The 13283-nt window shown below is 63.7% G+C and carries 14 protein-coding genes; 3 read left to right on the top strand and 11 right to left on the bottom strand.

The annotated features are described in order from the left end of the window. The first annotated feature begins 46 nt into the window (after positions 1–46). Positions 47–169 (top strand): hypothetical protein, encoded by a 123-nt coding sequence (locus AC5V87_RS15365; RefSeq protein WP_456839285.1) that lies wholly within the window; start codon positions 47–49, stop codon positions 167–169. 17 nt (positions 170–186) lie between these two features. On the opposite strand, the gene AC5V87_RS15360 is transcribed toward AC5V87_RS15365, so the two are convergent. From AC5V87_RS15360 to AC5V87_RS15315, 10 genes are all read right to left on the bottom strand, one after another. Next, positions 187–1200: a formate dehydrogenase subunit gamma gene (locus tag AC5V87_RS15360; RefSeq protein WP_495371479.1), complete on the bottom strand. Its 1014-nt coding sequence runs from the start codon at positions 1198–1200 to the stop codon at positions 187–189. A gap of 39 nt (positions 1201–1239) precedes the next feature. After that, positions 1240–1836 (bottom strand): formate dehydrogenase FDH3 subunit beta, encoded by a 597-nt coding sequence (gene fdh3B / locus AC5V87_RS15355; protein ID WP_011088224.1) that lies wholly within the window; start codon positions 1834–1836, stop codon positions 1240–1242. 12 nt (positions 1837–1848) lie between these two features. Next, positions 1849–4791, bottom strand: a complete 2943-nt coding sequence (locus AC5V87_RS15350; RefSeq protein ID WP_456839287.1) for a formate dehydrogenase subunit alpha — start codon at positions 4789–4791, stop codon at positions 1849–1851. 2 nt (positions 4792–4793) lie between these two features. Then, the gene (locus AC5V87_RS15345) at positions 4794–5012 is read right to left on the bottom strand and encodes a twin-arginine translocation signal domain-containing protein (RefSeq protein WP_456839288.1); all 219 of its coding nucleotides are present in this window, start codon (positions 5010–5012) and stop codon (positions 4794–4796) included. Positions 5013–5041: 29 nt separating this feature from the next. After that, positions 5042–5821 carry a molecular chaperone TorD family protein gene (locus AC5V87_RS15340; protein WP_495371478.1) on the bottom strand — a complete coding sequence of 260 codons (780 nt, stop codon included), beginning with the start codon at positions 5819–5821 and terminating at the stop codon, positions 5042–5044. A 129-nt stretch (positions 5822–5950) separates the two neighbouring features. Continuing rightward, positions 5951–6568 (bottom strand): DUF3306 domain-containing protein, encoded by a 618-nt coding sequence (locus AC5V87_RS15335; protein WP_495371477.1) that lies wholly within the window; start codon positions 6566–6568, stop codon positions 5951–5953. Beyond that, positions 6565–7080, bottom strand: coding sequence for a DUF3305 domain-containing protein (locus AC5V87_RS15330; protein ID WP_456839291.1), 516 nt, complete (start codon positions 7078–7080; stop codon positions 6565–6567). Before AC5V87_RS15330 ends, AC5V87_RS15335 begins: the two co-directional genes overlap by 4 nt. Beyond that, the gene (locus AC5V87_RS15325) at positions 7077–8084 is read right to left on the bottom strand and encodes a DUF6352 family protein (RefSeq protein ID WP_495371476.1); all 1008 of its coding nucleotides are present in this window, start codon (positions 8082–8084) and stop codon (positions 7077–7079) included. Before AC5V87_RS15325 ends, AC5V87_RS15330 begins: the two co-directional genes overlap by 4 nt. Next, a complete protein-coding gene (locus AC5V87_RS15320) occupies positions 8081–8617 on the bottom strand; it encodes a DUF6505 family protein (protein ID WP_456839293.1) in 537 nt (178 codons plus the stop codon). The genes AC5V87_RS15325 and AC5V87_RS15320 overlap by 4 nt, the downstream gene beginning before the upstream one ends. 8 nt (positions 8618–8625) lie before the next feature. After that, complete coding sequence (locus AC5V87_RS15315) at positions 8626–9381, bottom strand: biotin/lipoate--protein ligase family protein (RefSeq protein ID WP_495371475.1); 756 nt, start codon at positions 9379–9381, stop codon at positions 8626–8628. Between the two features lie 151 nt (positions 9382–9532). Between AC5V87_RS15315 and AC5V87_RS15310 the strand changes: the two genes are divergently transcribed. Further along, the gene (locus AC5V87_RS15310; RefSeq protein WP_495371474.1) at positions 9533–11503 is read left to right on the top strand and encodes a 4Fe-4S binding protein; all 1971 of its coding nucleotides are present in this window, start codon (positions 9533–9535) and stop codon (positions 11501–11503) included. A 4-nt stretch (positions 11504–11507) separates the two neighbouring features. Next, the gene (locus tag AC5V87_RS15305; protein ID WP_456839296.1) at positions 11508–11801 is read left to right on the top strand and encodes a hypothetical protein; all 294 of its coding nucleotides are present in this window, start codon (positions 11508–11510) and stop codon (positions 11799–11801) included. A gap of 120 nt (positions 11802–11921) precedes the next feature. On the opposite strand, the gene AC5V87_RS15300 is transcribed toward AC5V87_RS15305, so the two are convergent. After that, a complete protein-coding gene (locus AC5V87_RS15300; protein ID WP_495371473.1) occupies positions 11922–13214 on the bottom strand; it encodes a c-type cytochrome in 1293 nt (430 codons plus the stop codon). Positions 13215–13283: the final 69 nt, after the last annotated feature.

Below are 13283 nucleotides of genomic sequence, written 5' to 3'. Positions count from 1 at the left end.
ATTCGCGGCCAGACATCGTGTATAACGCCTGCGAGGAGGGATCGCGATGAAGGCTTTCATCCTTGCCTGTATTGCGACGATCGTCATCGCAGCGCTTGGCGTTGCCGTGCTCAACAGCGTACAGCAACCCGTCGCAGAAGCCTTTGCGACGACCGGGGTACGTCTTTAGGCGCCGCGCCGTCAGCTCTATTCGGCGGCGGACGCAGCATGGCGAGGCTGCGGCTGAGAGTCGTTCGGGCCAATCCGTGCCAACTCCTGGTCGAGCCACAGGCTATGGTGCTCGCGTGCCCAGTTGACATCCACCTCGCCTGATCCCATCGCCTCGAAGGCACCTTCCATCCCGATCGTGCCGATGTAGATGTGAGCGAGCATCGCGGCGATGAACAGCACGGCCACAACGGAGTGAACGATCTGGGCAATCTGCATGCCTTCGATTCCCGTCAGGTAGAACGGGAACATGAGCTGATACCCGGTCGCGGCGACGAGACCACCGCCGATCACGACGATCCAATAGATCCCCTTTTGACCGGCATTGAAGCGGCGAGCCGGCGGATGATCATGACCGATCAGACCGCCTCCGCGCTTGATCCACTCCACATCCAACTTGCTCGGGATATTGCCGCCGATCCACATCAGAAAGATCAGCACGACGCCAATCGTGAAGGGAAAACTCAGGTAGTTGTGCGCGAATTTCGCCCATTGCGACCATTCCGAGAAGGCGTCAAACCCAATCAGCGGAAGTAGCAGCGGCCGACCGTACGTGATGTTCAATCCCGAGATCGCCAGGATGATGAAGCAGGTCGCAGTCATCCAGTGCACGAAGCGCTCGAAGGTGTTGAACCGCACGATGGTGCGGCCGGATCGTCCGCTTTCGAGACGGACCATGCCGCGTGTCAAATAGAAGATCACCAGCACCGCCAGCATGCCGAGGATGGCAACGCCGCCGATCCACCGCAGCGCAACGTTGCGGAATTCACGCCACTCGCGGCCGGCAGGTTGCATCAGCACGCTGGAGCGCTGGTCGGGAATGCTGACGCGTCCCTGGATCCGATCCATCTCTTGCAGCAATTGGCGCTCGTTGACCGAGCTCGCCGTCGGATTGACCTGCTGGGCCGGCGACGGTACCGGAGCTGCCATGACCAACAGAAGCAACGCCCACGCGCCGATGGCTGGTCGAACGAACCTTGCAAATGAGGACATCTGCTTCTCCCGGCATTCTTGCCACGGCGCGCGGCGCCTTCAGGACTCGATCGTTTCGCGATAGGCGGTCTTCCAGCCCCACGCGCCTGAGCCGTAGCCGCGCTTCAGCACGCGCTCCTTGTAGATCTGGGCGATGATCTCGCCGTCGCCGGCGAGCAGCGACTTGGTCGAGCACATCTCGGCACACAGCGGCAGCTTGCCCTCGGCGAGGCGGTTCGCACCGTATTTTTCGTATTCCTCCTTGCTGCCATCGGCCTCCGGACCGCCGGCGCAATAGGTGCATTTGTCCATCTTGCCGCGCGAGCCGAAATTACCGACCTTAGGATATTGCGGCGCGCCAAACGGACAGGCGTAGAAGCAGTAGCCGCAGCCGATGCAGAGATCCTTGGAGTGCAGGACTACGCCGTCGGCGGTGGTATAGAAACAGTTCACCGGGCACACCGCCGCGCACGGCGCATCCGTGCAGTGCATGCAAGCCATCGAGACCGATCGTTCGCCCGGCTTGCCATCGGCGATGGTGACGACCCTGCGGCGGTTGATACCCCAGGGGACCTCGTGCTCGTTCTTGCAGGCCGTGACGCAGGCGTTGCACTCGATGCAACGGTCGGCGTCGCAGAGAAACTTCATACGTGCCATCGTCGTTGCTCCTTATGCCGCCGCGATCTGGCAGAGAGTGACCTTGGCCTCCTGCATGTTCGTCGCGGGATCGTATCCGTAGGTGGTGATCGTGTTGGCGCTTTCGCCGAGCACGATCGGGTCGGTGCCCTTCGGGTAGTTGCCGCGGAGATCCTTGCCCGCAAGCCAGCCACCGAAGTGGAAGGGCATCCAGGCAACCCCCTTGCCCACGCGCTCGGTGACGAGTGCCTTCATCCTTGCCCGTGAATTGTTCTCGGCACCGGTGACCCAGACCCAGGCGCCATCCTTGACGCCGCGATCGGCCGCGTCGGCAGGATTGATCTCAATGAACATGTCCTGCTGCAATTCGGCGAGCCACGGATTGGTCCTGGTTTCCTCGCCGCCGCCCTCATATTCGACCAGGCGGCCGGACGACAGGATGAGTGGGAACTGTTTCGCGATTCCCTTCTCCACCGCAGCCTTCTGCACGGAGAAGCCAATATTCGGCACGCGGAACTGCTTGGCGTCGGGCAGCGTCGGATATTTGGCAACGAGGTCGACGCGCGGCGTGTAAATCGGCTCGCGGTGGACCGGGATCGGGTCGGGCAAGCCGAATGCGTTCATGCGCGCCTTGCCGTTGCCATAGGGGACGCAGCCGTGCGCCAGCGCGACGCGCTGGATGCCGCCCGACAGGTCGAGCGACCACGACACCGCGTCCGGAGTTGCGGGGTTGACCCTGTTGATCACGGCCATTTCCGCTTCGGTGAGCTCGGTGTCCCAGCCGAGCTTCTTCAGGCTGGCGAGCGTAAATTCCGGGTAGCCGTCCTGGATGCCCGACCCTAGCGAGTACGAGCCGTCCGCGAGCAGACTGACCTTACGCGTCGTGCCGTCCGGCAGCTTCTCCTCCCGCTCGATGCCGAACCGCGGCCGGAACGTGCCGCCGCCATCCATCACATGCAGATTGGTATTGTAGAGCAGCGGCGTGCCGGGATGCTTGACCTCCGGCGATCCCCAGCACGGCCAGGGCAGGCCGTAATAGTCGCCCCCGACCTCGGGATCGTCCTTCGGCGCCCGCATGGTCAGCATGTCGAACTTCGCCTGGTTCTTCATGTGCGCCTTGAGGCGCTCGGGCGATTGCCCGCAATAGCCGGTCGACCAGCTGCCGCGGTTCATCTCGCGAAGTACGTCCTCTGCTTCAGGAAGATTGTTCTCGACCTTGATCTTCTTGAACATCTGGTCGGCGAAGCCGAATTTCTTCGCCAAGAGGTAGATGATTTCGAGATCATCCTTCGATTCGAAGATCGGCTTCACGATCTGCTCGCCCCATTGCAGCGAGCGGTTGGAGGCAACGCGCGAGCCCTTGCACTCGAATTGCGTGGCGACCGGAAGAATATAGACTCCATCCTTGCGTCCCGCCTCGACTGCGAGCGAGGCCCAGGTCGTCGGATGCGGATCGGCGATGACGAGCAACTCCAGCGCCTTCAGGCCATTAAGGGATTCAGGGATACGGGTGATGCTGTTGGAGGCGTGTCCCTGCACGAATACCGCCTTCACGCTATCCTTCTGCGCGACTTGATCCTTCGGCAGCGTCACCGCCTCGAACCAGCGGGTCAGCGGAATGCCGGGGGCCTCCATGATCTGCTTGGAGTCGAAGCGAGACTTCAGGAAGTCATAATCGACCTCCCAAACCCGCGACCAGTGCTTCCAGGCGCCCTCGGCGAGGCCGTAGTAGAACGGCAGCGTGACGATATCGAGCCCGACGTCGGTGGCGCCCTGCACGTTGTCGTGGCCACGGAAAATGTTGGCTCCCATGCCAGCTCCGCCGACATTGCCGGTCATCAGCAGCAGGATGCAACTGGCGCGCACATTGGCGGTGCCGACGGTCTTCTGGGTCTGGCCCATGGCCCAGATCAGCGTGGCCGGCTTCTCGGTGGCAAACATCTTGGCGACGCGCTTGAGCTGCTCGCCGGGAATGCCTGTGACACGCTCGACTTCGTCCGGAGGCCACTTCTCCACTTCCTTGCGCAGATCGTCGAACCCGTAGACGCGCTGCCGGATGAACTCCTTGTCTTCCCAGCCGTTCTGGAGGATGTGCCACATCATGCCGTAGAGCACCGGGATGTCGGTGCCCGGCCGCATCCGCACATATTCCGTCGCGTGCGCGGCCGTGCGCGTCAGGCGCGGGTCGATGACGACGAAGTTGGCCTTTTGCAGCTCCTTTCCCTCAAGCAGGTGCTGAAGCGAGACCGGATGCGCCTCGGCCGGATTGCCGCCCAAAATGACCTGCGTCTTCGCATTACGTATGTCATTGTAGCTGTTGGTCATCGCACCGTAGCCCCAGGTATTGGCGACGCCGGTAACCGTGGTCGAGTGGCAGATGCGGGCCTGGTGATCGGTATTGTTGGTTCCCCAGAATGCGCCGAGCTTGCGGAAGAGGTAGGCGCCTTCATTCGTCATCTTGGCCGAGCCGAGCCAATAGACGGAATCGGGGCCCGACTTCTCACGTACAGCTTGAAGTTTGTCGCCGATCTCGTCGATTGCGGTATCCCAGGACACGCGAGTCCACTGGCCACCCACCAGCTTCATCGGATAGCGCAGCCGCCGCTCGCTGTGCACGAGCTCGCGCACGGAGGCGCCCTTGGCGCAATGCGAACCGCGATTGATCGGCGAATCCCAACTCGGCTCCTGACCGATCCACACCCCGTTCAAGACCTCGGCCGTGACCGTGCACCCAACCGAGCAATGCGTACAGATGCTCTTGCGGACGGTCGCGCCTGCGGCGAGCGGACCGGCGCTCGCCGCCTCCGCTTTGCGGACGCCGCCGACCGGCAGCGTGCCGAGCGCGGCGAGCGCGCCACCGGCAAGGCCGGATTTGCGCAAGAAGCTGCGGCGGTCGAGACCGCCGGCCTGCCCCGCAAGGGACACGGCAACGGAACCTTGGCGCAAGGAACGCTCGTTTGTTCGCTTGATCAGCACGGTCAACCTCCCTTGGCCGGATAGCGATTGACGCGATAGAAGGCCTTGATGTGATCGGTTTCCTTGTAGCGCGCCTTGCGCTTCTCATCGCTGGTTTCACCATCAGCCTGCGCGGACCCGACCAGCGGTGTCGCAAGCGTCGCGCCGGCGCCCACCGTGCCGACGCTGACCTTGCGCAGGAAATCGCGACGCCCGACTGTGGTTTTCCTGTCTTCACCCATCGCATCTCTCCTGGACCTGCCGGTGCAGGTCAGCTGGCGAACGTGAATGCTTCCGTCTCGATCTCGATAAAGGCGCGACCGAGCGCGCCGACCGCACGATAGAAGATGGCGCTCTCCGCGCGCTCGATGTCGGCGAACAGCTGCCCCATCCAGGGCCCGATATGTTTGTCAAAGAATGCGCGCTGCGCCTCGAACGACGCCGGGAAGCGGCCTCCCGCGAAGCCCGCCATGATCTCGCACACGATGGCGGCGTGATCTTCCGGCTCCGAATTGTTCGCGGCGCGCTCGATTCCGGACGCGGCGAGATCGGCGCGCAGGCGCGACAGCGGCCGCTCGTTGAGGAATCCAGTCAGGTAATAGGAGGCATAGGGCAAGAGCTCGCCGCGGCCGAGACCGACGAACAGATCGAAATATTCGCGCTCAACCTTGGCTGCGACTGCATTGGCAGCGGCTGCGGCCAGGCCGGCATGCGCGCGACCGACCGGCGTTGCATCGCCGCTCAATGCGGCCAGTTGATCGAGCAGGATTCTTGACGGTGCCGCGGACAAGAGCGTCGCGAGCAGCAGATATTCCTGGGCGCGCGCCGCATCAACGGGTTCAGGCAACGCTTCGGACGGAAGCGGCTCCCTATACAGATCAGGCCGCAAGTCAGTGCGCGATACGCCGGTCGCCGCTTCGACCGCAATCACCCGTTGTGCGGGCACCTTGTTCCAGTTCGAAACGGATGGTTGGCTGATGCCGATTTTGCGCGCAAGACCTGCAACGCCGCCTGCGGCGCAAATGGCTCGCTCAAGGCCATCATCACGCACGTGGACCTCCATCCAAGTCCCGGGTGCTGATTTTGCTTTTGCTACAAAGCGCTAGAGCAAGCGTAGTCCTGGCCCAGCGGAGGGTCAATGTCCTCCCCATAGTCTGGGGCTATGGCCTTTCGTCGGGGTCTAGCGGGGCAGCGCTCCGCCATGCCTGCGGCGAGGACTCGACGGTTGTCCGCTTTCAGTACTTTCAGCGGCCGTTAGTTGCGATGCAGCACCAACAGGTGCGGCCGCGGCTTGTTCGACGACGATCTCACCACTCGATCTCTCGACCTGCCGCAATTCCGGCGAAGAATCCGTGACTTCAACCGGAGTCTCAGACACCGTCTCGGCTGACTTGCTGAGGCCGCCGAAGATCCTGTCCACGACCGCAGCCAGCTCTGCCTCCGAGCAATCCAGCGGGCCAAAGCCCGGCATCGCGGCCGGATCGTTGAAGTCCCAGGCGTTTTCCGCAAGCCCGACGAAGTCGCGAATGGCGGGATCGGCACTCCACGCGCGACGAAGCGCCGCACGCGTCAGCTCCTGCGGAATCCCCTTGCGCAGGAATTCCCTAATGTCCGTTACGGACGTGATCGAATCGATCGAAGGCAGGCTCGAAAGATCGAACTCTGCTTCGTCGTTTTTCACGACAGGAGGCGGTGCCGACTGCATGTCGTCGGGGATTGCCGGATCCGGTTGGCGACCGTTCGTCTTTGCTTCCTGCTTGCGACGGGACCAGCGCGCCAGGAACTTGTCCTCGGTCATTCGTGTCCGCCTTTTTGTTGCCGACTCGCCAGCGCTTCCGGATCGGCCTGCCGCCGCTTGCGTTTGAAGAATTCCCGTTCGACGTGGTACTCGGCAATGACGCTTTCAATCTGCTCACGCAGGGCCGCCGGCATGGGGACGGCCTCGACTAGGTTCGCGCCGGACTCCGTGAATGCCTCGCCTTCCGCGGGATCGGCGGTGGCGGCAGCCACCGAATAGGGCCAAGCGCCTTCCGCGGGCGACAACACGGTCCAGATGCTCGGGTTACCCGAAGCGAGATTGTCACGATAGCGCGCCGTCTCGGAACTGTAGAGATCGACCGTAGCACTGCCGGCATAGAACAGCGTCCTGCCGCTCTCTTCGCGCAGAACCGTCCAGGACTTCGTGTCCGGCTCATCCGGCAGCACGGCGACGGCGCGCCAGATAAAGTCAGTCCACGGCGAGTCCGCCCTGTACCGCTCGACCACGATGCCGACGGGGATGCACACAATTGGCAGCGCGGCCGGGCTCACGTCACCATCTGCAGGTGTTTGATCGGCAGCCCCGTCAGCAAATTCTGCGGCTTCATCCGGAGCTGCTGATTGGGATCCATCGACAGAATGAGATAGACCGGCTCGCCCTGCATCTCGTCCGCGACTGCACTCGTGTCTGCAAACGTCAGGCGGAACAATGAAAGCACACGGCCGGCGCTGCGGTCGTCGAGTTGTTCGCCATGCCAGAGACGGTCGCCGAGCCTGGTCGCATCGGCATCTAACCCGACATACCAGGTGAGCCTCGCATCACGCAGTTCGCGCAGCGGCTCAATATCCACCTCAATCCCGAGCAGATGGGAGATCCAGCGCGCCATCGCCCGCGCCAATGCCCTCGGCCCGCGCCCGCCCGCGGTGAGATCGAAAGCCATGTCGAAACGGTCGCTGCGGTGCCAGTAGTCGTCGGCATTGCCCTCGCTCAGGACGTCCAGCTCGGCATCGGTCACGGCCCCGAGCATCGACATCAGCGAGAGCATCGGGGTCGGACTCCGCCCGCCGACGACCTCCTCGTCGCCGAGCAGCAGGACCCGTTCTTGCGGCAGGATGCGCTGTTGGCGGAAGAACAACTCGGCGGCGCGCAACACGAAAGGGTCATCGCAGCCATTCAGCGCATTGCGCAAAATGACATGCACGAGTTGATTGACGAACAGGGGCGGCAAACGGCTCGTCCCCGGCCGGACCGTTGCAAGATAGGCAGCTTCCAGCGTCGGATGTCTCACCAGGAGATCGCGAACCGCAAGCACGAGCCGCCAGTTCTCCCGGGCATCCGCATCAACGATCGCTGCAATTTCATCCGCACTGACCTCCCGGCGGGGAGCAACAAGCAGCTCGCGGTGCAGCCGTCGCTCGACCGGGCATGCTTCGTCCGGCGGACTCAGCTCGGGCCGGACGAAATAGGCCTTCAGGAACTCGTCGGTGACGCAAAGCCCACCGCCCGCCTCGCGATCGAGCAGATGATGGCCGCATGAGATCCAGAAATCATTCATCGATTCTGCTCCTGGCCCATATCGGCAAGCCTGACATTGCTATCGGGCTCAACATCATCCTCGGCTTCCATGAACGAGAACGCCTTGCCGTGCCGCTGCCCCTGCCGCAGTTGCAGCCTGCGGAACGACTCACGGATTTCGCCGTCGCTCACCGAGCGGTGGACGGCAATGAGCGAACTGATCGGATGCGTGCAGAGCGACTGCACGAAGACGACCTCTTCTTCGGCGGCCGCCCGCGCGGTTGCCAGATCCGGCGCGCTGAAACGATCGATGAGTCGCCCGGCGAGGAGCTCGATCAGCGCCCGGCAATCGCTCTCCGTTGCCGGCACGATCTGCGCCAGCGTCGACCACCCCCAGGATTGCACCCCGAGAAGGCCGCTGCGGAACGCCGCGCGCGCCTTGCCGCTCAAAGTCACCGGATCCTGGTCGCAGAAGCGGAACGCGCCGGAGACGACCCATTCGCCGGGCTCTGCCGCCGCGTCGAACACGAATGTGTCGGAAGGATCGAGCGCTATGGCGCGCAGCAGTTTCACAGCCCTTGTCACCGCCTTGGCCCTCCGAGTCTCGGATCGAGCCAGGCTGGCGTAGCGAGCGCTTTGACGAGCTCGCTCCGCTCAACTCTGCCGGTACCAACGTCACGCGTGAGGAGGTCGCCGTTCTCACCGATTCCCAGGACGGTTCGCTGCTCATGGGGAACCCGGCTGAGATAGTCGCGTGCGACACTGTCAAAGCCATCGACCTGCCAACGATCGATCACCCGCATCAGGTGCCGTGCAAAACTCTCGGTCACCTGAACGGCGCCCGCCTCCCCGAACCCCTCCTCATCCAGCGCGGACGCGAGCGGACGAACGCCGGGTCCCTGATCGGCCATGGCGACCGTCCGGATCATGGCGCCAAACACCAGCCATGCGGGCCGCTCATTCTCGCGCGCGGACGATGGCCACCCCATCCGCGCACCGCCGACCAGCGCGCCGTCGATCTCGACCGCGTCGGGCCAGCTGATCGCGACGGTCTTGTTCGGCGGCGCGTAGGCGCGAAGTGCGTCGGTGAGCGCGACCATGCCCGCATAAAGGGCGCGTCGCGCGGTGCTGAAGGGTTCGCTCGGCTCGAGCACCACAGCGAATTCGGCAAGATCGAACCGCCCGACGTACACCAGCGTACCCGCGCCGCTCTTGGGTGCAATGCCGCAAGCATGGGAAAAGGCGTCTCCGCTCTCACGCAACCGGACGAGCGTGAAGGGCGGCGGCAGACGGATCGGTTCCGCCAGGGAAACGGCACTGGTTGGGGTCGACCGCAAGGCCGTCCTCCACTTTCCTTTTCTTCCCGATAGTGAAAATCTATACGAGGTGCAGGAACGGCGCGAGTCCGTAAGTCGGCGCCGCACTGACGGAGGGATTCACCTGGACCAGCCAGCGAAGACCGTCCTGATCTGCTCGTGTGAAGGCACGATGCGCCTTGACACGGCCGCGATCCAGCGTGGATGCCCCAACTGCGAGATCAGGAGCTTTCGCCATCTCTGCGGCGCAGAGCTCGATCATTTCCGCAACGCGGCAAAGGCGGATGGCCCGCTGACGGTCGCCTGCACGCAGCAGGCTGCGCAGTTCACCGATGAAGCCGGCGACCGCCCTGACGGCATTACTTTCGTCAACATCCGAGAGACGGCGGGCTGGTCGCGCGATGGCGCGAATGCGGGTGCGAAGATGGCCGCTCTGCTGGCCGCCGCTGCGATTCCCGCACCCGACTATCCGCTGGTCACATTGTCGAGTGACGGCATCGTCCTGATCTATGGGCGCGACGAGGCCGCGATCGAAGCCGGGCAGCTGCTCGCAGACCATCTCGATGTCACGGTCATGCTCAGGCAGCCGACGGACGTTACGCCACCTGCCGCGGCAGTGTTTCCGATCGTGAAGGGCACGATCCGCAACGCGCGGGGCTATTTTGGTGCCTTCGAGCTCACAATCGACAACTACGCGCAACCGCGTCCCTCTTCGCGCGACTACCTCGTGTTCGAGACCGAGCGCAACGGTGCGACCTCGCGCTGCGATCTGGTGCTCGACCTCTCCGGCGAGCCACCGCTGTTTCCCGCCCACGACCTGCGGGACGGCTATCTCCGCGCCGATCCGGGAGATCCCGCAGCGATGCTACGCGCGGTGCTTGCCGCTCGCGATCTCGTCGGACGTTTCGACAAGCCGAGATATGTCGACTTCACAGCCAGCCTCTGCGCGCATTCGCGCTCGAAGCTGACCGGATGCCATCGCTGCCTTGACTTATGCCCGACCGGCGCGATTGCGCCGGACGGCGACCATGTCGCTGTCAAAGCAGAAGTCTGCGCAGGTTGTGGGCAATGCGCAGCCGCCTGCCCCACGGGAGCCGCATCCTACGCGCTGCCGCCCGCCGACACTCAATTGCAGATCCTTCGCGCCATGTTGCTCGCCTATCGCGAGGCCGGCGGCACGCATCCGGTGCTGCTGTTGCACGACAGCCAGCACGGCACGCCGCTGATCGATGCGCTCGCCCGTCATGGCGACGGATTGCCGGCCAACGTGCTTCCCCTCGCCGTCAACGAGTTGACGCAGGTCGGCTTGGAGGCCGTTATCGGCGCATTTGCATATGGCGCGGCGGCGGTGCGGTTCCTCCTCCGCGCCAAGCCGCGACACGGCGTGTCAGGACTTTTGCAGACGATCGTCATGGCCGAGACTATCCTCGCCGGGCTCGGATTTGACGGCCGCCGCGTGACCACGATCGAAACCGACGATCCCGACACCCTGGCTGACCAACTGATGGGGATCGGTTCCCTCGCCGGCATCGAGAGTCCAGCGACTTTCCGGACAGTCGGCAAGCGTGGCGATCTGCTTCGCTTAGGCCTGAGCGAATTGCATCGCCTCGCGCCCAAGCCGGTCGACGTGATCGCCTTGCCCGATGGCGCACCCATCGGTGCAATCACCGTCGACTCCGGTGGCTGCACGCTGTGCCTGTCCTGTGTTTCTGTCTGCCCGACCGGCGCGCTGCGCGCCGATCCTGAGCGTCCCGTGCTCAAATTCGTGGAGGACGCCTGCGTACAGTGCGGTCTGTGCCAGAGCACCTGTCCTGAGAAGGTCATCACGCTCACCCCGCAGATCGACTTCCGGGCCAGGCGCGCGCCTGCGCGCGTGATCAAGGAAGAAGAACCGGCCCTTTGCGTTCGCTGCGGCACCCCCTTCGGCGTGAAGAGCACCATCGATCGGATCGCGACAAAGCTCGAGGGACGCCATTGGATGTATCCAAGCGGGGACCGTCGAACCCAAGCCTTGCGGATGTGCGCCGATTGCCGCGTCATTGTCATGAGCGAAGAACAGTTCGATCCGATCCAGGACGTTCCGGAACGCGCGCCACCACGGACGACGGATGACTATTTGCGTCAACGCGAGAATAAGGAGTAGCCGCATGCCTCGCTCCAAGATGGGTGTTGCGACGTGCCTTGCCATCACGGCCCTCGCCGGCACAGCCGTCGAGGCCGTCGCCCTCACCAGGGCGGAAAAGGTCGCGCTCAAACAGGCGATCGTCGCCTGCAAGGCCGAGGCAAAGGGCAAAAAGGTCAAGTGGCTGTCACGCCGGAAATACGTCAACCAGTGTGTCGTGACGGCGCTCAAGGAACATCCCAGCATCGACGTGGCTCGCATGCTCAAGGAGAACCCGGCGCTGACAAACATTCCCGTGGAGCAATGGCCAGGGTATTAAAGCACGATCCGGAAAAGTGCGAAGCCGCTCTCCAAAAAGATCATGCGCAAACAACAACCTAAAGCGTGATGACGTTTCATCCCAATCTCATCGCGCCTTAGCTTAGAGCGTTGTTGCCAGCTATTTCGACGTCGCACGGGCCAGAAAGTCCGTGAGCGCACGGCGATCCTCGGCCGAGCCGATGCGCTGCTCCGGCATCTTGGTGCCGGGCGTGTAGGCGTTCGGCCCGATCTCGAACAATCTTGAGACGGTCTCCGGCGTCCAGACGATATCCATCGCCTTGAGCGCGTCCGAGTAGTGATAGCCGGGAAGCGAGGCGATCCTCCGGCCGAAGAGCCCCGCAAGCGTCGGTCCGGCACGCTGCACCTCAGCGTCCGACAATGTATGGCAGGCGACACAGGCCCTGAAGATCTCGGCGCCGTAATCGCCGGCATAGGCAGCGAGCGGATCCGCCGGCGTGCCCAGCACGCTCGAGCCCATCGCCGCTCCGGCCAGCGCATTCCAGCGCCTGATCTTGCCGTCGGCGCCGCCAGTCAGGAGCGTCGTCCCATCGGGCAAGAACGCAACCGACCAGACCGGCGCCCTCAACCCAGCGAGCGTGCGCATCACGTTGCGCGCCTTGCGATCGATGATCGCGACGCTGCCGTCGACTGCTCCTGCGGCGATCAAAACACCGTCCGGTGAGATCGCCAGCGCCACGATCGGCCTGACGGCAACCATGACCTCGCCGTTCTCCTTGCCATCGGCGGTCATCATGCGCAGCTTGCCGTCTGCCGCACCGGTGACGATTTCGCCATCGGGCGCGATGGCGAGTGCATTCAGCGGCGCCGGCATCACAACGATCTCGGGGCTGCCGCCCGGCAGAGGCCAAATGCGCACTGTCAGATCGTAGCCAACGCTCACCAGCGTTTTTCCGTCGGGCGCAAAGGCCACGCCGTTGACCCCTTGCGCGTGACCTTGCAGCACGCTCATCCGACCGTCGGACAGCGATGAAATCCGGACGGTGTGATCCCACGAGGCCGATGCCAGCTTCGATCCATCGGGTGAAACGGCGAGCCCGACAATGGGTCCCGTATGACCGACGACAACCACATCTGGTTGCAGCCGGCCCCGCGCCCAGATGGCAATCTGGCCGTCCGTACCGGCCGTTGCCATTCGCCCGTCTCCGAGGAAGGCAGCCGCATTCACCGCACCCGAATGGAAGCGAAGAACCTGCTCGGCGGACTCGGTTGCCAGGGACCATCGGATCGCGGCAGTGTCGAAGCTGCCCGACAAGACTGTCTTGCCGTCGGCTGAAACGGCGATCGCGCGGACAGGCCCGCCGTGCCCCGCCAATTGCGCGTGCGCCGGCAGCAGCGGGAGGAGCAGCGATGCCCTTAGAACGGCGGTGATGAGACGCAATGTCAAATCCATTGGCCGCCGGGGGATTCGGCTTCTGGGCAAAAGCGCACCCAATTGATCCAGCTCAACGAGGGTACCTCG

Source organism: Bradyrhizobium sp. SOJA106 (assembly GCF_059448745.1).
The sequence above is the reverse complement of the archived record's forward strand: the minus strand, read 5'-3'. Positions and strand labels throughout refer to the sequence as shown.

Coding starts and splice junctions, on each gene's coding strand:
- AC5V87_RS15365 (WP_456839285.1), top strand. CDS start 47: ATGAAGGCTTTCATCCTTGCCTGTATTGCGACGATCGTCATCGCAGCG.
- AC5V87_RS15360 (WP_495371479.1), bottom strand. CDS start 1,200: ATGTCCTCATTTGCAAGGTTCGTTCGACCAGCCATCGGCGCGTGGGCG.
- fdh3B (WP_011088224.1), bottom strand. CDS start 1,836: ATGGCACGTATGAAGTTTCTCTGCGACGCCGACCGTTGCATCGAGTGC.
- AC5V87_RS15345 (WP_456839288.1), bottom strand. CDS start 5,012: ATGGGTGAAGACAGGAAAACCACAGTCGGGCGTCGCGATTTCCTGCGC.
- AC5V87_RS15335 (WP_495371477.1), bottom strand. CDS start 6,568: ATGACCGAGGACAAGTTCCTGGCGCGCTGGTCCCGTCGCAAGCAGGAA.
- AC5V87_RS15325 (WP_495371476.1), bottom strand. CDS start 8,084: ATGAATGATTTCTGGATCTCATGCGGCCATCATCTGCTCGATCGCGAG.
- AC5V87_RS15310 (WP_495371474.1), top strand. CDS start 9,533: ATGCGCCTTGACACGGCCGCGATCCAGCGTGGATGCCCCAACTGCGAG.
- AC5V87_RS15305 (WP_456839296.1), top strand. CDS start 11,508: ATGCCTCGCTCCAAGATGGGTGTTGCGACGTGCCTTGCCATCACGGCC.
- AC5V87_RS15300 (WP_495371473.1), bottom strand. CDS start 13,214: ATGGATTTGACATTGCGTCTCATCACCGCCGTTCTAAGGGCATCGCTG.